General features: G+C 57.4%; 25 protein-coding genes. 12 read left to right on the top strand and 13 right to left on the bottom strand.

Features of this window, described 5'->3' with window-relative positions:
* Window positions 1-45 precede the first annotated feature (45 nt).
* The 8 genes from fnr to ACIOVB_RS05190 all read right to left on the bottom strand — a co-directional run bounded on the left by fnr (window position 46) and on the right by ACIOVB_RS05190 (window position 7,274).
* Complete coding sequence (gene fnr / locus ACIOVB_RS05225; protein ID WP_187680273.1) at window positions 46-795, bottom strand: fumarate/nitrate reduction transcriptional regulator Fnr; 750 nt, start codon at window positions 793-795, stop codon at window positions 46-48.
* Window positions 796-931: 136 nt separating this feature from the next.
* The gene (locus ACIOVB_RS05220; protein WP_401265481.1) at window positions 932-2,347 is read right to left on the bottom strand and encodes an ATP-binding protein; all 1,416 of its coding nucleotides are present in this window, start codon (window positions 2,345-2,347) and stop codon (window positions 932-934) included.
* Window positions 2,344-3,006, bottom strand: coding sequence for a response regulator (locus ACIOVB_RS05215; RefSeq protein WP_047295015.1), 663 nt, complete (start codon window positions 3,004-3,006; stop codon window positions 2,344-2,346). Before ACIOVB_RS05215 ends, ACIOVB_RS05220 begins: the two co-directional genes overlap by 4 nt.
* A gap of 11 nt (window positions 3,007-3,017) precedes the next feature.
* Window positions 3,018-3,662: a tetratricopeptide repeat protein gene (locus ACIOVB_RS05210; protein WP_187680276.1), complete on the bottom strand. Its 645-nt coding sequence runs from the start codon at window positions 3,660-3,662 to the stop codon at window positions 3,018-3,020.
* Window positions 3,659-4,468, bottom strand: a complete 810-nt coding sequence (locus ACIOVB_RS05205; protein WP_401265478.1) for an SDR family oxidoreductase — start codon at window positions 4,466-4,468, stop codon at window positions 3,659-3,661. Before ACIOVB_RS05205 ends, ACIOVB_RS05210 begins: the two co-directional genes overlap by 4 nt.
* The gene (locus ACIOVB_RS05200; protein WP_401265475.1) at window positions 4,455-5,129 is read right to left on the bottom strand and encodes a TenA family transcriptional regulator; all 675 of its coding nucleotides are present in this window, start codon (window positions 5,127-5,129) and stop codon (window positions 4,455-4,457) included. The genes ACIOVB_RS05205 and ACIOVB_RS05200 overlap by 14 nt, the downstream gene beginning before the upstream one ends.
* Window positions 5,126-6,607: an AMP-binding protein gene (locus tag ACIOVB_RS05195; protein WP_401265474.1), complete on the bottom strand. Its 1,482-nt coding sequence runs from the start codon at window positions 6,605-6,607 to the stop codon at window positions 5,126-5,128. The genes ACIOVB_RS05200 and ACIOVB_RS05195 overlap by 4 nt, the downstream gene beginning before the upstream one ends.
* Window positions 6,597-7,274, bottom strand: a complete 678-nt coding sequence (locus ACIOVB_RS05190; RefSeq protein WP_401265471.1) for a thermostable hemolysin — start codon at window positions 7,272-7,274, stop codon at window positions 6,597-6,599. The genes ACIOVB_RS05195 and ACIOVB_RS05190 overlap by 11 nt, the downstream gene beginning before the upstream one ends.
* 209 nt (window positions 7,275-7,483) lie before the next feature.
* Between ACIOVB_RS05190 and ACIOVB_RS05185 the strand changes: the two genes are divergently transcribed.
* From ACIOVB_RS05185 to ACIOVB_RS05145, 9 genes are all read left to right on the top strand, one after another.
* Entirely contained in the window at window positions 7,484-8,038 is a 555-nt protein-coding gene (locus ACIOVB_RS05185; RefSeq protein WP_187680281.1) for a cytochrome b, read from the top strand.
* Window positions 8,039-8,219: 181 nt separating this feature from the next.
* Complete coding sequence (locus ACIOVB_RS05180; RefSeq protein WP_401265468.1) at window positions 8,220-8,435, top strand: DUF4287 domain-containing protein; 216 nt, start codon at window positions 8,220-8,222, stop codon at window positions 8,433-8,435.
* 584 nt (window positions 8,436-9,019) lie between these two features.
* Window positions 9,020-9,382 carry a DUF6124 family protein gene (locus ACIOVB_RS05175; protein WP_401265467.1) on the top strand — a complete coding sequence of 121 codons (363 nt, stop codon included), beginning with the start codon at window positions 9,020-9,022 and terminating at the stop codon, window positions 9,380-9,382.
* Between the two features lie 172 nt (window positions 9,383-9,554).
* Complete coding sequence (locus tag ACIOVB_RS05170) at window positions 9,555-10,079, top strand: hypothetical protein (protein WP_401265464.1); 525 nt, start codon at window positions 9,555-9,557, stop codon at window positions 10,077-10,079.
* Window positions 10,080-10,586: 507 nt separating this feature from the next.
* Complete coding sequence (locus ACIOVB_RS05165) at window positions 10,587-10,949, top strand: DUF6124 family protein (RefSeq protein WP_401265461.1); 363 nt, start codon at window positions 10,587-10,589, stop codon at window positions 10,947-10,949.
* Between the two features lie 139 nt (window positions 10,950-11,088).
* Window positions 11,089-12,630: a phospholipase effector Tle1 domain-containing protein gene (locus tag ACIOVB_RS05160; RefSeq protein WP_401265459.1), complete on the top strand. Its 1,542-nt coding sequence runs from the start codon at window positions 11,089-11,091 to the stop codon at window positions 12,628-12,630.
* Window positions 12,630-13,283, top strand: coding sequence for a DUF2931 family protein (locus ACIOVB_RS05155; protein WP_401265456.1), 654 nt, complete (start codon window positions 12,630-12,632; stop codon window positions 13,281-13,283). The genes ACIOVB_RS05160 and ACIOVB_RS05155 overlap by 1 nt, the downstream gene beginning before the upstream one ends.
* Entirely contained in the window at window positions 13,270-13,950 is a 681-nt protein-coding gene (locus ACIOVB_RS05150; protein ID WP_401265453.1) for a DUF2931 family protein, read from the top strand. Before ACIOVB_RS05155 ends, ACIOVB_RS05150 begins: the two co-directional genes overlap by 14 nt.
* An 11-nt stretch (window positions 13,951-13,961) precedes the next feature.
* Window positions 13,962-14,621, top strand: a complete 660-nt coding sequence (locus ACIOVB_RS05145; RefSeq protein WP_401265451.1) for a DUF2931 family protein — start codon at window positions 13,962-13,964, stop codon at window positions 14,619-14,621.
* Between the two features lie 177 nt (window positions 14,622-14,798).
* Here the strand turns inward: ACIOVB_RS05145 and ACIOVB_RS05140 are convergent, their stop codons facing one another.
* The 3 genes from ACIOVB_RS05140 to ACIOVB_RS05130 form a co-directional block, all read right to left on the bottom strand.
* Window positions 14,799-15,401: a hypothetical protein gene (locus ACIOVB_RS05140; RefSeq protein WP_401265449.1), complete on the bottom strand. Its 603-nt coding sequence runs from the start codon at window positions 15,399-15,401 to the stop codon at window positions 14,799-14,801.
* A 567-nt stretch (window positions 15,402-15,968) separates the two neighbouring features.
* Complete coding sequence (locus ACIOVB_RS05135; RefSeq protein ID WP_401265448.1) at window positions 15,969-17,075, bottom strand: DNA alkylation repair protein; 1,107 nt, start codon at window positions 17,073-17,075, stop codon at window positions 15,969-15,971.
* Between the two features lie 2 nt (window positions 17,076-17,077).
* Window positions 17,078-17,683 carry a glutathione S-transferase gene (locus tag ACIOVB_RS05130; protein ID WP_401265447.1) on the bottom strand — a complete coding sequence of 202 codons (606 nt, stop codon included), beginning with the start codon at window positions 17,681-17,683 and terminating at the stop codon, window positions 17,078-17,080.
* A gap of 471 nt (window positions 17,684-18,154) precedes the next feature.
* On the opposite strand from ACIOVB_RS05130, the gene ACIOVB_RS05125 reads away from it, so the two are divergent.
* From ACIOVB_RS05125 to ACIOVB_RS05115, 3 genes are all read left to right on the top strand, one after another.
* On the top strand, window positions 18,155-18,559 hold the full coding sequence (locus tag ACIOVB_RS05125; protein ID WP_003225981.1) for a TraR/DksA family transcriptional regulator: 405 nt from the start codon (window positions 18,155-18,157) through the stop codon (window positions 18,557-18,559).
* A 226-nt stretch (window positions 18,560-18,785) separates the two neighbouring features.
* Entirely contained in the window at window positions 18,786-20,390 is a 1,605-nt protein-coding gene (locus ACIOVB_RS05120; RefSeq protein ID WP_401265444.1) for a methyl-accepting chemotaxis protein, read from the top strand.
* 113 nt (window positions 20,391-20,503) lie between these two features.
* Window positions 20,504-20,707 (top strand): hypothetical protein, encoded by a 204-nt coding sequence (locus tag ACIOVB_RS05115; protein ID WP_187681284.1) that lies wholly within the window; start codon window positions 20,504-20,506, stop codon window positions 20,705-20,707.
* Between the two features lie 6 nt (window positions 20,708-20,713).
* Here the strand turns inward: ACIOVB_RS05115 and ACIOVB_RS05110 are convergent, their stop codons facing one another.
* Both ACIOVB_RS05110 and ACIOVB_RS05105 read right to left on the bottom strand, forming a co-directional pair.
* Complete coding sequence (locus tag ACIOVB_RS05110; protein ID WP_401265441.1) at window positions 20,714-20,950, bottom strand: DUF2789 family protein; 237 nt, start codon at window positions 20,948-20,950, stop codon at window positions 20,714-20,716.
* 49 nt (window positions 20,951-20,999) lie between these two features.
* The gene (locus ACIOVB_RS05105) at window positions 21,000-21,275 is read right to left on the bottom strand and encodes a hypothetical protein (protein ID WP_401265439.1); all 276 of its coding nucleotides are present in this window, start codon (window positions 21,273-21,275) and stop codon (window positions 21,000-21,002) included.
* Between the last annotated feature and the right edge of the window lie 191 nt (window positions 21,276-21,466).

Here is a 21,466-nt window from a genome sequence, read left to right as displayed (position 1 = left end):
CTGATCTCTTTGTACGCCGTTGGTGATGCGGGCGTCTGATCTGGATCAGATCGGCGACTGAGTCGGCCGACAGCCGACGATCAGTTGTTTGAGGCCTCTCATGTCGAGGATTTTCACGTTACGTCCCGAGATGTCCACCAAACCCTGATCCCGCAGATGGCCGATGCCACGGCAGATGGTTTCCAGGCGCAGCCCCAGGTAGGAACCGATTTCTTCGCGGCGCATCTTCAGCACGAAATCTCTGGAGGAATATCCGCGCATGTTGAAGCGTTGCGAGAGATTCACCAAAAATGCCGCCAGGCGTTCATCCGAGCTCATGTTGCCGAGCAACATCAGCATGTCGTGGTCGCGCACGATCTCCCGACTCAGTAGTTTGTTGAGGTTGTGCTGCAATGACGGCAAGGTCTGGGCCAGCTTCTCCAGTTGGGCGAAATGGATGGGGCAGACTTCACTGTCCTCCAGGGCAAATGCACTGCACACGTGCTCATCGCGACTGATCGCGTCGAGGCCAAGCATCTCGCCGGGTATATGAAAACCGGTGACTTGCTCCCGGCCGTCGACGGATACAGCACTGGTCTTGAACGAACCGGTGCGCACCGCATAGAGCGAGCGCAACGGATCGCCTGCGCGATACAGCGCCGCGCCTTTCTTGATCCTGGAACGCTGCACGATCAGCGTATCCAGGCGTTCGACTTCCTTTCCGGTCAGGCCAATCGGCAGGCACAGTTCCACAACGCTGCAACTCGAGCACGCAGTCTTGAGGTATTGAATGTTCAGAGGACGAGTTTCAGGCATTAGCGAGGACGCCTTGGAAGGTTCACCAAGCATAGGTGTGTGGGCTGGTCGCATGCCGTTGATTTGCCCGATTGCCCGCTCAAGTGACGAACGGGCAGGCCGGCCAATCAGAATCGGCCAGGATTGCGCTGCGTACTCAGCCCTGTGGTAGCTCGCGGGTGATACGTTGTGTCGCGGGGCGCGATTGTGCGCCAGGCATCGACAACGTCGCCCGCAACCCACCCTCAGCCCGATTGACCAACGTAATCCGCCCACCCAGCCGCGTCGCGATGGTGTTGACGATAGTCAGCCCCAATCCCGCGCCCTGGGCATTGCCGCGACTGTAGAACCTTTCGAACAGCCGCTCTCGATCTTCCTCATCAATGCCCGGCCCCTGATCCTCGACACTCAAATGGCAGAAACCGTCGGCCTGAGTCAGCGTCACGGTGATCACGCCGTGTTCCGGGGAGAAGTTGGCGGCGTTGGTGATCAGGTTGTTCAGGGCAATGTCGATGGCGGCGCTGCTGGCCATGACGTGGAGCGGTTCGGCGCTGTCTTCGAAGGCCAGCTCCAGCTGTTTGCTCAGCAACCACGGTGTCAGTTGCACCAGGCTGTTGCGCACGGTTTCGCTGAGGTCGATGCGTTGCAGTGGCGGCGGGTTGGGTTTGGGTTCCAGGCGCGCCATGGTCAGTAACTGATTGACCAGACGGCTGGTGCGGTCGACGCCGACGATCAGAAATTCCAGGGATTCGCGGCGCTCTTGTTCGGTGCCGGCCTCCAGCAGGTTTTGCGCATGCACCCGCAGTACCGCCAGCGGCGTGCGCATTTCGTGGGCGGCGTCGGCGATGAAGCGGCGTTCGCGGCCGAGCACTTCCTGGATCTGCGCGAGCATGCGGTTGAGCGCGGCCTGCATCGGTTCCAGTTCGCTGGGCAGCGGTGTCATTTGCAGCGGTTCCAGCGAGCCGCTATGGCGGGCGCGCAGGGTCGCGGCCATGTCCGCCAGCGGCTTGAGGCCCCAACCGATGGCCAGCCAGATCATGGCCGCGAGGATCAGGCTACCGATCACGTTTGGCCATAAAGTGTGACGGACGATGCGGTCGACCAGATCTGAGCGCACGTCATCGCGTTCGCCGACCCAGATACGCAGGCTGTTCTGCTTGTCCTCCAGCATGAACGCCCGCCATTGCCGACCCTTCAAATCCCGCACATCGCTGAAACCCGGTTGGGTCGGCGGTGCGGTGAAGGAGGGCGCGCTGGCGGTATGCACCAGCACCTCACCCTTGGGATCCCACACCTGAAAAGCGATTTTGCTTTCGTACGGATGACCATCGACCCGGGGCTTGGCTTCGCCCAGGGCCTGATTGAACGCCTGATACAACTGCGCGTGCTCGGTACTGTCCATTGGCATGCGCATCACGCCTTGCAGCAACCGGGCGTTTTGCGCCAGTTGCGCGTCGTAGACTTCGGCGATTTCGTGGTTGCTGTCATGCACATTGAACGTGCTGAGCACCGCCAGACCGGCCAGCAACAGGCCGATGATCAGCGTCAGCGTACGACGGCGGATCGAGGTCATCGACGCTCCTCCACCAGATAGCCCACGCCACGAATGGTGCGGATCAGGTCGGTGGAGAATTTCTTGCGCAGGTGATGGATGTGGACTTCCAGGGTGTTGCTTTCCGCCTCTTCATTCCAGCCGTAGAGCAACTGAATCAGTTGATCGCGGGTCATCACCCGGCCCGGCGGCGAGAGCAATTCGTGCAGCAACTGATATTCCTTGGGCGTCAGCGCCACGGGTTGGCCCTGATAGCTGACCTGCTGGGTGCCAGGGTTGAGGCTGATGCCAGCGTGTTCGATGAGCGCCTGGGCGCGCCCGGCGCTGCGTCGCAACAAGGCACGCAACCGCGCCTTGAGTTCGGCCAGATCGAACGGTTTGACCAGATAATCATCGGCCCCGGCGTCGAGCCCGGCGATGCGATCCTCGGTAGCATCGCGGGCAGTGAGAATCAGCACCGGCAAATTCGAGCCGCTGTCGCGCAGACGGCGCAGCACTTCGAGGCCGTCCATGCGCGGCAGGCCGAGATCGAGCACCGCCACGTCGAAGGTTTCACTGAGCAGCGCATGCAACGCGCTGCTGCCGTCCTTGAGCCAATCGACGGTGTAACCCTCACGCCCCAGCGCCTGATGAATGCCTTCACCGAGCGCCACGTCATCCTCAATCAGTAATAAACGCACGCGGACTCCTGTCAGTCGAGTTTCTTGTTGACGTCCACCAGCAGGGCGGCGATCTCTTTGCGACGCCCGGCGTCGGCGCTTTCCCGGCCCGGACGCGGCGCGGCTTGCAGGGCTTTTTGCAACGCCCCTTTCGCTTCAGCGTAGCGTTTTTCACGGTAGAGGTGATCGCCCCAGAAGTACAGGCTATCGATGCCGTTGGGATTGAGTTGCAGCGCCTGCTTGAGCAGTTGCTCAGCCTTGTCGCTGTCGCCGAAACCGATCGGCCAGCCCGGCACGCGGTCATACAGCGCGGCGAGGCTGGTGTAGGCCGAACCTTGCAAGGCCTTGGGGTCAAGCGTCAGGGATTTTTCCAGATCAGCCTTGGCGTCCTTGGCTTTGCTCAAGGCACCGAGCCCACCTTCGGCACCGGCCCAACTGCTGGTGACGATGCCTTTCCAGATCCAGGCTTCGGCCACGGCCGGGCGTTGCGTGGTGAACGCGGTGGCTTCGCTGGACAGTTGCTCGAAAGCGGCGGCGCGCTGTTTCTCGGCCACTTCGTATTGAATGTGCGCCCAGCTCTGCTGGATGCCGGTGAGGCGTTGCTGATCGGCGGAGTCCAGCGCCCAGACGCTTTGACTCAGGGCGGCCAACAACAGGCATGCGGAAAGTTTTTTCATGGCTTGAGGGTCTCGTTTTCAGGTTTTTCACTGAGGCGGCGGATCAGCGGCAACTGCTTGCGCAGACCCCGATCAACCAGATGCGGCAGCAGGTTGTTGAGGCGCACGAAGAAACGTTCCGGCCAGCCCAGATACAGGTCGCGACGGTCTCCGGCAATCGCGTGAATCACCGCTGCGGCGACGGTTTGTGGGTCATCGACGTTGGCTTTGAGCGCATCGTTCAAGGCTCGCGCCGCCGCGCTGTTCATCGATGTGCGGGTGGCGCGTGGCGCGACATACAGCACGCTGACCCGGGTATCGGCCAACTCCCGGCGCAGCGCTTCGGAAAACCCGCGCAGGGCAAACTTGGTCGCGCAATAACTGGCGTAACCGGGGTAGCCGATCGAGCCATAGGTCGAGCCAACGTTGACCACCATCGCGCTGTCGGCCTGCTTGAGCATTGGCAGCAACAGCTTGGTCAGGCAGATCGGCGCGCTGATGTTTACCGCCAGCATCGCGTTGATGTCGTTGTCGTCGAGCTGCTCAAGCATGGCGAAGTGGTTGACTCCGGCCGCGTTGATCAGCAGGTTGATGCCGCCGATGGCTTCGGCGGCGGCCAGCACTTTGCGTCGGTCGCTGAGGTAGGTCAGGTCGGCGGCGACCCAGCACAGGTTTTGCGGATAACGCTCCAGCAGCGGCAGCAGCGCTTCTTGATGGCGGGCCACGGCCAGCACCCGCGCGCCGGCGGCGCACAAGGCATTGGCGATGGCCATGCCGATGCCGCCACTGGCACCGGTCAACACAACACGTGCTTCACGCAGCTGCATATTGAGCCTCCGTGTTGCGCGGCAAGCCACGGAACATGTCGGTGTACAGGCGATAGACGACTTTCGACGCGTGAATCACCGCCGCCTGATCTTCTGGATCTTCCAGTTGGTTCATCAGTCGGCGGTAAGTCTGCATGTGCTCGATGTCCAGCGAACCGTGGGAGCTCAAGTAACTGAACGCCGTTTCCGGCAACGCCAGACGCTCGCGAATACTGCCCGCCGCGTGAGTCGCCAGGGCAATGCTGGTGCCTTCAAGCACATTGACCATGCCGAACAGACCCACCGGATTGCCCCGGGCGATCAGGTCGTAGAGGAAGCTGACCATCAACTCGATCGACAGCGACGGCAGCCCATCGCGCACGGCATCGCGATCACCGCCACACGCGGCAATGTCGTTGAGCACCCACTGTTCATGGCCGTATTCATCCTCGATGTACTCGCACACCGCTTTGCGCAGCCATTCCAGACGTGTCGGCAGACGCGCACCGCACGCCATCATCAACGGCACGGTGTGGCGCACGTGGTAATAGGCCTGCGCAAGAAATGCCCGATAACTCTCAAGGCTGACCTTGCCTTGCAAGGCATCCAGAATGATCGGCAAGTTGAACAACTCGTGGCGTTCCTGCTGCGTGGCTTCTTGCAGGGTGTCGAAAAAATTCATAACGCGGATTCCTCGCAGATAACTGATTCAGTCAATTGGGTGTGGTAGTGCGCGACGATGGCTTCGCGGCGTGGGCGACCATTGGCGGTGAGCAGGCCATTGGCGGCGCTGAAAGGTTGGGATAGACGCGTCCAGCGGTGTACCTGGGCGTAATCGGGCAAGGCCTCGTTGACTTCGGCGACGGCGGCGGCCAGCTCTGCATCGCTGCAATCGGCGCGGTGCGGCCATAGCAGTGCATGGTTGTGCGGCATCGCCTCGCCATAAACAAACGCCTGGGCGATGTGGCGGCGCTGGGTCAGCTCCGACTCGACCCATTCCGGGTTGACGTTGCGCCCGAAACTGGTGACGAACTGATGCTTCTTGCGGCCCTTGAGGTAGAGAAAACCTTCCGGATCGAACTCGCCCAGATCGCCGCTCGGCCACCATTCTTCGGCATGCGGCGCGTCGCCCAGATACCCCAGCAGCGGCGAGCCCTTGATCAGCACTTCGCCGTCTTCGGCCAAGCGCACTTCAACATGCGGCAAGGGCTGGCCAACGCTTCCCGGACGTTGCGCACCGGGGCGATTAAGGCAGACCACCGACGCACATTCGGACAAACCATACCCTTCAAAAACCGGCAGGCCGACCCGTTGTGCGCGGTGCAGCAAATCTTCGGAAACCCGTGCGCCGCCGACAGCGGCAAAGCGCAGTTTTTGGGGGGCGAAGGCTTTCTGTTCGGCGGCGCTGACCAGCAACAGCAACAACTGCGGCACCAGAATCAGACTCTCCGGCGCACGGCTGGCCAGATAGCCCAGCAGGCGTGGCACATCGACGCCGCTGGCGCCCTGAATCCCGAGAGTTTTCTGGTTCGGCAGGCTCAACATCGCACCGGCATACAGCGCCGCATAACAGCCGAGGTTCTCCAGCAGAATCGCCAGCGGCAGCAGGGCCAGATGATGCTCAGGATTGGTGGGTTCGCTTGCCTGATGCAGCTCACGCGCCACCCGCAACAAACTCGCGGCGCTCAGACACACGCCTTTGGGTGTGCCGGTGGTGCCGGAGGTAAACGTCAGTTTGGCGGTGCCGGCGGGCATGCGGCTCGGGCCGCTGAACGAGCGGCACCAGAACTCGCCGCTTTTCTCGTAACCGCCCGCGAGCAATTCGGCTTCCAGCTCCGGCTCGGCAATCACCCGTTCGGCCTGACTCTGCTCCAGACAATGGGCACGTTGCGCCGGGCTGAAAAACGGCGGCAGCGTCACACAGGTCAGGCCTTCGAACAGCACGGCCAAATCCCAGAGCATCGCGTCGACCCCGTTATCCAGCGCCAGTGCAATCACTTGCACGTTTTCATCGCGCAATCGCTCCTGGCGATACATCACCTCGGCGTACAAGGTTGTGTAATCGATTTTCAGCGAATCGCCCCACAGGGCAACCGCACCATCATTGCGCCCGGCATGGCTGCGCAGGGTTTCCTGGAAGCGTTGCAGTTCAAGCGACATGGAAAGCTCCTTCAATCGAGGTCGGCAGCCCCAAGCGTGTGAACAGGCCGATATTGCGCAAATGGATGAACCCGGCGCGGATGTTGCCGACGTGAACCCAAGGTTTGCTTTCGTAATAACTGCCCCAATGTTGACGCTCGTCACCCAGTCGCTCCGGGTTCGCGGCGCACAATGTCACTGGCTTCAAACCGAGGCGATGGAAGCTGTTGACCAGCCCGATGTTGCCGGTGAAGGTCACCCACTCCAGACCGCCCATGGCCAGCAAGTAGGTGATGGCGATGATGCTCAGGCGCGCACTGCCGGTGTCGCTGGCGGCGAGGTTGCCGACCTCGACGATGCCGTTGCGCGTCACCGGGCGATCCGCCGCCGCGCTGATCAACGGTTCGATCGGCTCATCCAGATAGCGCTCAAGAAACAGCGGCTCCAGATGCGCGCGGCGCACACCGGCCACAGCACTCAGCACACCGTCGGCGTTGTGCATGCCGAACAGCTCGGGCATGAAGTGGCGGATATCGGCACCGTGGGCCTTGCGAAAGCGTTGCTGAATGAACGCTTCGAACGCCGTTCGTTGTGCGTCGTCGGGCAACGCATGGGTCAGCGTCATCTGCGGCGTTTCGGACTGGCCGAAATGCAGGGGCAGGGGGATGTTCCAGTCGAAATCGGGCATGGGCAGAACGCCTCCCTCAAAGATTTGAGCGAAGTATCCGAGCCATTTCTTAACGAAGTCTGAAGGTGAAAAAAGGTTAACCTGCAAGCCGATCTTCAGACTGTCTTAAGACTGGCCGGGCAGGGTGACACCGTCGGTTCGCCCGGCCAAAGGAACGTGACCGTCGACCGCATCGACCGTCACCCACGACAATCACGAGGCGCATCTTTATGACCCGCGACAACGCCGCAACCCGTTATGGAAAACTCTCGATCACGATGCACTGGCTGATGCTGGCGCTGTTCGTCGGCGTCTATGCCTGCGTCGAAATCAAAGGCTACATGCCCAAGGGCAGCGAAGCGCGCGGGCTGCTGATGGGCTTTCACGGCCTGTTCGGCGCGAGCATCTTCGCCTTGGTGTGGCTGCGCCTTATCGGCCGCCTGACCCCGCGCCCACCGATCACCCCCAAACCCCCAGCCTGGCAGACCGGCATCGCGCACCTGACGCACCTGGCCCTCTACGGCCTGATGATCGCCACGCCGATCCTCGCCTGGCTGATGCTCGCCGCCGGCGACAAACCGTTCCCCTACTTCGGCTTCCACGTACCGGCGCCGGTCGCCATCGACCCGGACCTCGCCAAACGCCTCAAGTACTGGCACGAACTGATCGGCAGCAGCGGTTATTGGGTGATCGGTCTGCACGCGGCGGCGGGGTTGTTTCACCATTATTGGGTGCGCGATAACACGCTGGTGCGGATGCTGCCGGGGCGCACAGGTTCACGCTGACCCCCTGTAGGATTGAGCCTGCTGCGATGACGCCTGTGCAGTCAGCATCGATTTTGACTGAACCACCGCGATCGCGAGCAGGCTCACTCCTACAGTTTTTGTGTTGTCTGGCAGAGTGCGATAGTTGCCGGAACCGCACTTCGCGTCCACTCTTAGGCCTTGCCGACAAGGAGCGTGCAGCATGACCGAAGACAACAAAGTAAAAGGCCCGGCGTCCTACTTCCCCTCCATCGAGAAAAAGTACGGCCAACCCATCGACCACTGGCTGAAACTGCTCGCCAGTGTCGGTGATAAAAAACACATGGAACTGGTGGCTTTACTCAAGGAAGAACATGGCATGGGCCATGGGCATGCCAATGCGTTGGTCGCGCATCATTTGGCTAGCGGCAAAAAGTGAGAGCAGGGCGGCGATGAACTTCACCCATTGGCGCCGGGCAGCAGTCAATCAGCCTTGATCCAAATGACTCAACGCAGAGCCTGAGTAACCCACAAAACCTGTGGGAGCCGGGCTTGCCCGCGATAGCGTCAGCCCGGCCTAAAAAATTCAAAACCAGCCACAATCCTCTGTAGGAGCGAGCCTGCTCGCGATGACGGTTGCCCCTGCGCCGCAGCAATCATTGAGCAAAATAAACAACAAACAACAAACCTGTTTAAGCGAAACCTCCTGTCGCCATCCATGCCCTACAACGTCTTGCGCCATCGGCTACGACTACGCCAGAATCCGCCGGCTTGTGCGTCTAGGTCGCGGGTTCTATCGTTTGTCGGTCACTGAAAAGCAGTGATCGGGTTTGGTAGCCCGCCATAACTAGTCGCATCGCGCACCGTTCGCAGGCCCGTCGGGTCTCTGCTCAATGGTGGCCATGCGCAGGACACCTTCGGGTGTGCCGGGTCCTAGTTACCGGTCTACCAACCCGCGTATGGCCGCCACCCTCGTTTGGTAGCGAAGGTGATGGCTCCTTTTTAATAACTAGGAGTTTCACCATGTTCAAAGTCACGCCAAACCCGCCAGTCACCGAACCCGCATCCCCCTACGAATCCCCCAACTCCAAGAAATTCCACGAAGCCGCCGAGCGCGCCCTCGACCACTACCTCAAACCTGCCGACCACATCATGGCCAGCACCAACGAACCCGAGCGCATGTACTTCGCCAACCCGAAGTACGACACCGAATCCCTCCTGGCCAACGCCAGCGAAACCCTCGGCTCCGCCAGCGAAATGCTCAACAACTTCGCCGCCATACTCGACACCTCCCACCGCAAAAACGCGCTAGGCATCGCGCAAGTCGTGATGCTTGCCGAATTGGCCGTCAACCAGGCTCTGGATAAGGTCGAGATAGCAGAGTAGGTATTGTTCTCCGTAGCGAATGCCAATGTACTTCGCTACGGAGAGCTATCAATTTATTCCTTATTCCTGTTCATGACGCCTCAAGTTTCGCCTCTCAAAAATGCGATTGCTTGTAACGGCCCGACGTATCGCGCTAGCGTTGGCACTCATTTCTAAAGCGAGCGGTTCTCCAATGCCGTTACACGAATGCCCGCACACATTTGAAGCGTTAGCGACAACAGTTCTACCCGCACATATGAGCAGAATGACGAGCGCTCTTGCTGATCCACGAGAAATGAAGGCGTTTGCAGTTCCAGGTGTAGGCACAAAGTCTTTGCTAAAGCGGTTCGATCTGGCGCATGACTTTTCAGGTTGCTACGTACTAATCGACAAGGGGTTACCCATCTATGTTGGGATTTCCAGAAGTGTGATTAGCCGACTTCGTCAGCACGTATTCGGTAAAACACATTTCGACGCGAGCCTGGCATTTCGAATAGCGATGGCAAGGCATCCTGATCGGACAATCTCCAAGCTCACGCGCGCCAAAGCAATGGATGACTTTCTATTTGGTACATCATTCGCCGAGGCCCAATCCTATTTACAATCACTCCACGTCGCAGCGATAGCCATCGAGAATGCGCTAGAGCTTTACGTTTTTGAGCCTTATTGCGCGCTTGCTCTGGACACACACCAGTGGAATTCTTTTGAGACCCATTGACTCGAAATCACATGTTCGAGGCGAAAGCTGAATCAAAATCCCAAAACAGTGGCACACGGGATAAGGGATCAGATCTGCTTTTCATGTGAAAGTGAAACCGCTTCAGAGTACAGATTCCCTAGCAGCCTATTCCCTATCATCTGCTGTTTTTTAAACAGTCACTAACCATCATGTTTAAGCGAAACCTCCTGTCGCCATCCATGCCCTACAACGTCTTGCGCCATCGGCTACAACTACGCCAGAATCCGCCGGCTTGTGCGTCTAGGTCGAGGGTTCTATCGTTTGTCGGTCACTGAAAAACAGTGATCGGGTTTGGTAGCCCGGTGTTAGATGTACAGCTCCACCATCGCCGAGATTTCTCCGATTCGGACTTATGGTGGTCATGTACAGGGCGTCCTAGGGCGCGCCGGATCCTAACACCCGGCCTACCAACCTGTGCATGGCCGCCACCCTTCGTTTGGTAGCGAAAGGGTGAAGCCTCCTCTAAATGTGTTAGGAGCTTCATCTATGTTCAAAGTAACGCCAAACCCGCCAGTCACCGACCCCGCATCCCCCTACGAATCCCCCAATTCCAAGAAATTCCACGAAGCCGCCGAGCGCGCCCTCGACCACTACCTCAAACCCGCCGACCACATCATGGCCAGCACCAACGAACCCGAGCGCATGTACTTCGCCAACCCGAAGTACGACACCGAATCCCTCCTGGCCAACGCCAGCGAAACCCTCGGCTCCGCCAGCGAAATGCTCAACAACTTCGCCGCCATACTCGACACCTCCCACCGCAAAAACGCGCTAGGCATCGCGCAAGTCGTGATGCTTGCCGAATTGGCCGTCAACCAAGCGCTGGACAACGTCGAAATCCCCAAATAACCCAACCACCACGACGAGGGGAAACCCTCGTCAAACCACGCTGTCTCAACCGGGCTGGCACACGGCCACGCCTTGCGCCCCCAAGCCTCGGCTGTCACCCTTCGGGCCGTTCTCAAGGATCAGAACAAGGAATCAAGGATTGAGCGGCTACGTCCCCAACCCCCCGAAAAACCACCGCTACGAAGAAGCCAAACCCGTCGATATTCACGCCCAGCGTTGGGCGGAATATGAGAAATACGGGAAAGAACCCGCGCCCGAGCCCGAGAAGATTGGGATCGCGTTGCGGATTGGGGTTTTCTTTGATGGCACTGGGAATAATGCGAATAACACAGCGGCTGGGTTGCTGTGTGGCGCGCAGCATCCGATTGCGCCAGAGGATATTCCTGCTAGTTGTGAGCCCTATATGGGGGATACAGATAGCAGTTATGGCGCAGGACTTACAAATGTAGCGAAACTACATCTGTTGTATAAGGAAACTAAGGATGGTGAAGGAGCAGGCTTCGTTACCCGAGTATCAGGCTCTATCTACATGGACGGTATCGGTACCCAAAGTGATAAAAAAGACAGTGTGCTGGGTTCCGGAATAGGACGGGGTGATACCGGAGTTGCTGGCCGTGTACAGGCCTCATTTACGCAAATCAGACAGATTGTTGAAGACACCCTGAAAGAAAATCCAAACAGCGAAATTGCGTCTCTGACGTTTGATACGTTTGGGTTCAGTCGTGGCGCTGCAGCCGCACGACACTTCGCAAATGAAGTGGTACGAGGCAAGCAAGGGCCACTGGGGAATTTGCTGAACAGCAGCGCCCGAGATTTCAACCGTAACTTTGATAGCCAGTTTGGACGCGGCATACGTATGGGGTTTATTGGCCTGTTCGATACAGTGCCCTCCATCGCCGGTTTCACTAATTTTGGACGCGTGAAAAGCTCCATCGCCCCGGGTGTGAAGCTTTACCTGGACCGCAAATTCTTCACAGATGTTGTCCACCTTGTAGCCCGAGATGAATGCCGTGCCAATTTCGCGCTGAGTCGGGTGAAACCTGCACACCCGGAATATTCTTTTCCGGGTGTTCATTCAGATATTGGCGGCAGCTATATCGATGAAGTCGAGGAGTGCGTACTGGTCAGCCCGATGCAGACACTCGCGGTACCTCTCCACACCGATGTCGCAACCACGTCGATCTATCAAGATGCTGCGCGAGTCAGAAGCCAGTGGATCGCGAACGGATGGCCTGCCCAATGGCTGGAAATTGTTACTCCCCCCTCTTTCGAGCTTCCACAGGAGCATCAAGACATACTGTCACCCAAACAGAAACGAGTGTACGCAGCTCTGCAACTCAAGCGGCCGGTTAGCGGCAAGCTTTCAAGAGTCTATTTGAGAGTCATGTATCAACTGGCAAAGGAGAAGGGCGTTCCGCTCATCGATATTCCCGAAGGTGAGGAGCACTCAGTTCCCCAAGAACTCCAGCCGCTGTGTGATCGATTTGTTGCCGGTGACTACCGCATCACTGTTGAGGAAGACGCGCTGCTTAAACTGAAATATATCCATACCTCTGCGAACTGGAACCACCCACTCGGGAGAAGGGACGGTAGCGGCATTAACGCTGTTTACATCAACGCCCCGACGGAAGACGCAATCCGCGTACAACATCCACATGTACCAGATTGGAATTTTTGGTAATGAAAGTAATTATTGCGCTGGGCTTTCTCCTTCTGGCAGGTTGCCAAACCGCAAACCATGAAACAGGCGAAAACGACCCCAAATATCCTTGGTGGGAGTTAGTGTTTGTTGAACCGAACTACATGAGAGTCTGGGTAGAGGACAGCTCCGTCCAAGATATCAATAACAGAGTGTTTTTTAGAGCCGGCAAGAGCACTGCTGCCAGCGGAGAACCTGAAATCAGCACTGAGTCTGCCCGTGGTTGGGGGACAGTAGGTGGAACTGGGAAACCTGTGACTGGCGCTGAGCTTCCCAAACAAATCTTCGTTCGTTGGCAATCCATCACAGAGCAAAAAACCTACGCGGGCTACATCGAGATTCCAGAGGAAGCCAGGCAATTGATGGCGACGTCCACACACCGGCGTTGCCCGGAAACACCGGAAAAACCAGCTCGGTTCATGGCATCACTTTACGTGGGGCTCGCACCGGGAGGAGTACTTCAAGCCTGGGTCCGTGATTCATGTCGAAATCCGATAATGATTGCTCGGGGTCAAGCCAAGATTGAGCCACTAGGCCCGGAACAGGGGAAACACGGTGGTCGCTACGCCTATCCAGTCAGCGAAAAAGCGAAGCAATACATCGATAAATACGGGATTCCGTATGGAAGTTGGTAAGCGCTGGGTGAGTAAATCAAAAGCCGTCCTATTTGGCGTTTTACTGTTGGCGGGTTGTCAAACTGGAAGCTCCGAATCGGGCGCCAAAGATCCCAAGTCTCCATGGTGGCAAATAGGATTTGTTGAGCCGAGTTACATGAAAATCTGGGTGGAAGACAGTTCAGTTCTGGATATCAAGAACCTGATGTTTTTCAGAGTCGGCGGGAAGTCAGCCGCCGGAGGTGAGCCAGAAGATGGCACAGAGTCTGCGCGTGGCTGGGGAACAGTTAGTGGTTCTGGAATGCCGGTTACCGGCGCCGATCTTCCAAGAATGATCTTCGTCCGTTGGCAGTCCATATCAGAGCAAAAAACCTATAAAGGCTTCATAGAAATATCAGAAGAAGCGAGGCAATTGATGGTGAAGTCTACGCACCAACGCTGCCCGGAAACTCCAGAAAGAACCGCCCGATACATGGCGACGCTGTACGTGGGTCTAGCTCCCGGCGGAGTGCTCCAAGCTTGGGTCAGAGACTCGTGCCACCGCCCAATAGAAGTTGCGCATGCCCAAGGCGAGATCGAACCACTCGGCCCGCAGCAGGGGAAGCATGGTGATCGCTATGCCTACACAATGAGTGAAAAGGCTAAGCGCTATATTGAGGAGTACGGCATTCCGTATGGGAGTTGGTAAGCCGTAACCCAATGAAACAACTCCTCACGATGCTATGCATGTTGCTGGTCACGGGGTGCCAGGCTACTGATCCACTATCGGCCAGGAACGATCCGAAATCTCAGTGGTGGGAGCTGGCCTTTATTGAGCCGGACTACATGAAAGTCTGGGTAGAGAACAGTTCTGTTCAAGACATTACCGGCAAGATTTACTACAAAACTGGCGGCGGCACCGCTGCCGGGGGAGAACCCGAGGATGGCACAGAGTCGGCCCGAGGGTGGACGGGCGGGGTAGGCGGCAGCGGTAAGCGAGTGGTGGGAGCAGATCTACCTGTTCGCATCTGGGTTCGTTGGCAATCAATCGTCGAACAAAAAACGTGGCAAGCATGGGTAGATATTCCTGAGGAGGCCAGGCAATTGATGGTGTCTTCTGTCAATCAACGTTGCCCGAAGACACCTGATCAGGAAGCAAGGTTTATGGCTTCGGTGTATCTGGGGCTGGCCCCCGGTGGTGTGGTGCAGGTCTGGGTCAGAGATTCGTGCCATCACCCTATCAAAGTCGCACGCGCTCAGGCTGAGATTGAACCGTTGGGGCCGAGTCAGGGCAAGAACGAAGGTCGCTACGTGTATCCCGTGAGTGAAAAGTCCAAGCGTTATATCGACAAGTACGGCATTCCGTATGGAAGTTGGTAAGCGATGCGCGAATCCCGCGCTGGGCGCCTTGAGAGTGAGATTAATAGCGAAAAAAGGGGACTGATTTATTTCCAGAAAATAAATCAGTCCCCTTTTTCCACCTTTTTCCAGATTCGGCCATCGCGGAAGGGTAATCAGTGCTAGCTAGTGCTGTGCTGTGATTCCCTAAGTGGCGTGTCAGGCCAGATACACCAAAAAAACTTCAGGTGCACCAGTCAGCTGGTAAGCATCTGAAATCTCGGGGTTATTGAAAATTGTGTGTAGCAAAAAGAACAGTTCAGCCCGAGGACATGAGATCTGACCGACATTGGGATCAAAAAAACTAACCCCTCCATGGGCGCCTGGTCGCACAGAAACGACATGATTTGGAAGAACCATCTGAACGTAAAAAGGATTACGCGTCGCATATCCCGCCGCTCCCTGCAGCCAGTTGTAAACGTCAGGCACGAAGTGAGACTGCGCTATATAAGTTAGCCCCAAATTTTGGGCCTGTTTTTCGTAAAGTTCCGCGAAAGCCTCGGATAGCGTCGTAGAGTTTTGAACGCTGATGTTCTCCTGAAGGCTACAAATTTTGTCAACGAGGCCGGGCATGTCTCGTTTGAATTCGCGAGATCGATTCCCTTTAGCATAATGAGCCTCATAGAGGCATAAGGCTCTACATATCCCACGTCTAGATGGATCATCGAGCGGGCGGCTTGCGAGAAGCCGTGATTGACTGAAAGAATGGAACGTAGCGCTGAGGCCTTCGGCGGCATCCTTGTAGATCTGCTTGAAGCTCATCATGCGCTCCTATTGACTAGTGCTGACAGATTAGCCTCCCCCGTCACTTACGCAAGAAACCATCTAAGCAAGCATGTTTAGGCTCTGGCATCCTTCAGTTGGGCGCGGATACTCTGATTTTCCTAGACGTTTTCTAGTGGTGTAAAACCACCAAAATTCTCAATATCAGCCACATATTGTCCGAAGCTCATCCACCCAAACAGATCAATTATTGCCATCGAGCGCGAGACAGGTTCGGGGGGTAAATTTCCCTGGATAATAAATCAGTCCCCTTTTCCTGCCTTTTCCATGCGGTGGTGGCGAAAAAGGCACAACCTCCGAGAGTGCCGAGCACGGCCATTCGCACGATTAACACTCCGAAATAAACAAGGCTGCGATTGCGGCCTTGTTTATTTCGGAGTGACGACACGGTCCTCTGAGCCAGCGATTGAGCGACTCAAAATGAATGTCGGCTTTGGGTCGATAGCAGTCCTTCATAACTGGCCGCTTATTATGACCTGAAGGCGGCCCACCCGTGATTTCGCACCTGTTCAACCTTCGCCATATCTCCTCAATCTCATTGTCGTGTCATCCCGCGATAATGTTGAACGCGTTAGTCGCCAACACCTCCCCATTAACCATCACTCGCACCCCATGCCGCCCAACAAAATGCTTCCGTGTCGTAAAATCCTTCATCACCTGCCGCCGCCCTACAACCACCTCTCCAAACCCCGCCAACACCACCGTCTTCAACTTAAAAACCTTCCCCGAAACCCCGCCATTCGCCTTCACATAGTCAATCGCATAATCAATCACCAACCGCTGCTCTTCAGCCACGGTCGACTTCACCACAAACGACAACGTAATCGCTTCCCCGAGCCTTACCACCGCCGGTTCAACCTTCACATCCAGCAACTCAACCTCAGGCTTCCCGCCAGCGCCAATCACCGTCAACGCCCGCAGATCCCCCTGTTTGATCAAACTGCGCAACGCATGTTTCGCAATCCACGCCGTGTGTTTGTTTTCCAGTGACCAACCTTCAATCGTGTCGAGCACCCACTCGGGATGCACCTTGGTCACGTCATTCAAATGATTCGCCACGGACTTGCGCACGTATAGGCTCTCATCTGCTTTCAATCGATCGAGTATCCCGACTGTCAATTGCGGGTCAGCCTGCACCGCTTCCAGCCGAAATGACCATGGCAGGCGAGGGCGGCTGCCTTCGCTGGCTAGGCGGCGGACGTGGTGGTTTTCGTCTTGGGTCCAGTCGTGCATCCGTTCCAGCGAACGTTCCAGGTCGCTGCGCAGAAAGTGGCGGATGGCGAATTCGGAGGAGCCGAAGGTGGTGAAGTATTTCAGGGCGTCCATGGAGGTATCGAAGGCGTGCGCGCCGTAGCTGGCGACGTAGTGCGGCAGGCACATGCTGACGAATCCGCTGTTCAGCCGTGGGGCGAGTTCGCGCAGGACTTCGAGGGAATCTTCGTAGTCCAGCGGCAGCACGGCGTGCAGGCTTTCGCTGACGCGGGCCATGCGTTGCATGACGGACAGGTCGGCGAGTCCGTCATTGGCGTGTTGAAGGAATGCTTTGGCTTTGAACGCCGGGTACACGGCGCTCATTTCGGTGGCGATGTGGCGCAATCGCTCGGCGTTGAAGATTTCTTTGAGGGCCGGTGCGGTGGTTTCAGTTGTGCTCATGTTCAGGTCATCGGCGTGCTGACGAACGCTTCGAGGGTTTCAGCGTAGGCGGTGTATTGGGCGATGTGGGGGTAGCGTCGGGTGTCGATCTGGTCGGGGACGACGAGGTCGGTGAAGCTCCAGGCGACGGCGAGGCTGATGCCGGCTTGGGTCAGGGTGCCGTCGGTGGGCAGGCCGTGTTTTTCGAGTTCGTGTTCGAGGGCGGTGAAGGCAGCGGCGAGTTGGCCTTCGACGCGTTCGACCCACGGTTGATATTGATTGTCGGCCGGGCGCAGGTTGCGTTCGTAGTAGAACTGCACGGCTTTTTCGCAGGCGGCGAGGCTGAGGCCGATGAGGCGCAGGGCGTGGGCGCGCTGGCTCAACTCTTTCGGCAACAGGCTTTTGCCGGCGACGGTTTCGAGGTAGTCGAGGATGAGGGTCGAGTCCATGAGGACGACGCCGTCGTCGAGGATCAGGGTGGGCGCCTTGACCACCGGGTTGATTTGCTGGAATTGCTCGAAGTGGCGGAACACCGAGACTGACTCGTGTTCGAGGTCGATGTCCAGGCGTTTGGCGGAGATCGCCACGCGGCGCACGTAAGGTGAGTCGAGCATTCCGATCAGTTTCATGACGCGTTCCTTCAAGTCGAACCGGTGGGGTAGGCATAACCTAGCCGAGCCTGAGGGAAATGTCAGTCGTCGAATCCGGCTTGTTTGTGAATCTCTCATGACCCCGGCGAAGGTGGGCTTTGTGCAGTCCATGAGGTCGTTCTGTATAAAAGCTCCAGCCTGCCGATAACCTTGCTCGCAGGTCGTTGATAGCCGTTTGTCTTCTATATACAGCCGCTCGACTGAATTTCTTGCTATAAACGCACTCCGATGACCGTTGTGAAGCTTGTGTCAGAGCAGTTTCCGGGCTTTGTCGGACAAATTCCCTGTATTTACAGTTGCTGATGCCTGAAACGGGCCTTAGACTGCCGCCCCTCGTAAATTGAGTGCCGGGTGGCGTTTGCAATAAACGATGCCTTTTCGTCGACCGGACACGGTTCGCCGGAACGCTCCCTATTTCGCCTTAATGCACGTTTTTTTATAGAGATATCAATGACAAAGGACAAGTTGCTGGCGATGCCGGCAGATGACTACATGAATGCAGAGCAACACGCTTTCTTCACTGAGCTGTTGCAGAACATGAAAGTCGAAACCCACGAGCGCATTGAGCAAAACCGTATCGCCATCGAAAGCCTGGACACCCCGGCTGACCCGGCGGACGCGGCTTCGGTTGAAGAAGAGCGCACCTGGCTGGTAAACGCGATCGATCGCGACCAGCGCATGCTGCCGCAATTGGAACAGGCCCTTGAGCGCATCAAGGAAGACAGCTTTGGCTGGTGCGACGACAGCGGCGAGGCCATTGGCCTGAAACGCCTGCTGATCAGCCCGACCACCAAGTACTGCATCGAAGCTCAAGAGCGTCACGAGCAGATCGACAAGCACCAGCGTCAGGCCTGATTCCTGAGGCGACCCGCCGATTGCGGGTCGTTCTGAAAAGATCGCAGCCTTCGGCAGCTCCTATATGGGGTTGCAGGGGCTGCGATCTTTGTTTTTGCTCGTCTGCGATATCCCGGGCCGTTCCATTGACCTGCTGCAAGACCCCACGACTAACGGACCATAGATAATGGCGTTGTAGTGGCGTTTAATGCAGTCACAATAATGAGAACAAGCGTGGGGTGTTGATATGACGAGAGACGGATCTCTGGTTGGGGCTTTGCCTGCACCAGTGCTTTTGCCAAAAAACCGCTGGGTCGCACCGACTCTGCAAAGCATCGCCCTGATGCTGTTGCTCGCCGGCATGACGCTGGGTGGATGGTCGCTTTACGTCGGCATGCCCTTGGCGGTGCTGATTGTCTGGCTGCCGCGCCTGCGCTCCCGAGCTGTCCCCGATGTAACGCCTGCCGACTCCGGCAGTGCGATTTCCGAACTCACTCGCGATCTTTCCTACACCACCAGCCATAACGCCTTGTCGGCGGCCGGGGTGGCGTTTTCGGTCAAGGAACTGGCGAGCAAACTTGAATCGCAACTCGATGCGGCAGCGCGGATTGTCAGCAATGCCGAGGTGATGATCGCCACTGAACACGCCACTTCGCAGCTCAGCCGTGAAGCGTTGGCCGCTGCCAGCGAGGCGCATCACAGCAGTGCAGCGGGGCGAACCGAATTGGTCGATTCGATCTCGCGCATGCATCAGCTCAGCCAGCGCGCCAATGCCAGCCGTGAATTGATCGAGGCCTTGAGTCTGCGCAGCGATGACATTCAGCGGGTGACGCTGGTGATTCAGTCGATTGCCAGCCAGACCAATCTGCTGGCGTTGAACGCGGCGATTGAAGCGGCGCGGGCCGGTGAGCACGGTCGCGGATTTGCAGTGGTGGCGGATGAGGTGCGCGGCTTGGCGGCGCGAACGGCGTCGGCGACGGGCGAGGTCGGCGAGATGGTCGCTGACATTCAACAGCGCACCGCCCAGGTTGTGGAGCAGATCCGCGAACTATCCAGCGATTTGAGCAGCGGCGTCGAACAGGTCGAACACACCGGTCAGCACCTGGAGAATATCGCGCGATTGGCGGCGGGGGTGGAAAGTCAGGTCGGCGAGATCGCCAGGGGTGCGGAGACCAACCGCGAGCAACTCGACAGTCTGTTCAAAGCCATCGAGCAGATGCGCAGCGATCTGGCGGTCAGCGATCAGCAGACCCGTCGCCTCGCCGAAGCGGCGGTGCAGATGGAAGGGCAGGCGGAAACCATCAGTGAGCGTCTGGCCGAAGTCGGGCTGGATGACTATCACCAGCGCATCTATGACCTGGCGCGCGAAGGGGCGAGCCAGATTGCCGCGCGTTTCGAGGCGGATGTCGAGCAAGGGCGGATCAGCCTCGACGATTTGTTCGACCGTCAGTATCAGCCGATCGCGAATACGCAACCGGCGAAATTTCAGACTCGTTTTGATCGTTACACCGATCAGGTGCTGCCGGCGATTCAGGAGCCGTTGCTGCCGCGTCATGAGGGATTGGTATTTGCCATTGCCTGCACACAGCAGGGTTACGTGCCGACGCACAATCAGGTGTTCAGTCAGCCGTTGACCGGGGATGCGCAGGTCGATGCGGTTAACAATCGCACCAAGCGCAAGTTTGCCGACCGCACCGGGATTCGCTGTGGCAGTCATCAGCAACCGGTGTTGTTGCAGACTTACACGCGCGATACCGGTGAGTTGATGCACGACTTGTCGGTGCCGATCACGATCAAGGGTCGGCACTGGGGCGGATTGCGTTTGGGCTATAAACCGGAAAGCCCGCGCTGATCGATTGTTGCGATTGATGCAATGAATCTATGCACGGGCGTTGCTGTTTCCTCCGCGAGTAAATCATTAACATGCCTACATAGTTAGGTGGCTAATGATTTGGGGAGGTCTGCATGCAGTGCAGAGTTGATGTTGCCGTGATGATTGGCAGCGGTGTGCCCGCCGGTTTACGCGCGATGGGCCGAAGTGTTTGCTGGGTGGTTTTGCTCAATGGTGAGCGGCGCGGTACTGCGTTCGCCAGTCGCGACGAGGCCGAGGAGTGCAGGGCTGCGTGGCTTGCGCAGTTGCAGGCCGCGCCTGGTGACAGCCTGCACTGATCGAGATTACTTGCCGTCGTGAAGGCGTACGTTCAGTTCGTCGAAGACTATTGCCCTGTCATCGTCTTTGCCAATCCACTCTTGAAGCGTTTGCTTCTGAGGTTCTGACCAGAAGGGCGCATCGACTAATTTGGTGTCAGCGTCCAGCGGATGCCTATCGATGAAATCATCAATATCAGTTTCCTCTGAAGGCAGACCCAACTGATCGAACAGGGTTTTCAAGTTATAACCTTCAAGATCCATCATTTGCTCCTTCTGATGTGCGCCGGTCTGGCGCAGTCGATCGCTCTCTTTATCTGAGGCAAGCACTGGCCAGGAGTTCGATTTGCATTTCGAGTGAGCGGGCGAGGGCGCACGCTTCGTTGTGATCTTCGCGGAAACCTCTTACGCGGCCGGTCGATTTTTCCTTGATGTGGAAGAAAGCGTTGCCGGCCGGTACGACTTGAAAGCGCGGAGCCATATCCTTTTGTTGGTGTTCCTGCAGATCGTTCATATCGGCGACATGCAGGATAAGGGGCGATTTGAGTCGGGCGTCAGTGGGCATGGCGAAGTGAGTCAGAGTGCACATATGAAGTCCTTTTCATCGGTTGGCCGATATTTACAGGCCGTTTCGGGTAGTCGTAATGAGCATCGCTGCTCTAGAATCGCCAGTGCTTGGTGACGACAGGGCTTATCTAAAGCAATTTTTCGCGAGTGATATGTCGGAAAAATGCTTTTTTTCGTGAGAATTTTCCCTAAAGTTCGTAATCAGCTTTCTTT

This window comes from Pseudomonas sp. NPDC087639, assembly GCF_044743385.1.
Lineage (GTDB): Bacteria > Pseudomonadota > Gammaproteobacteria > Pseudomonadales > Pseudomonadaceae > Aquipseudomonas.
This window is presented reverse-complemented; position numbering and strand designations above follow the sequence as displayed.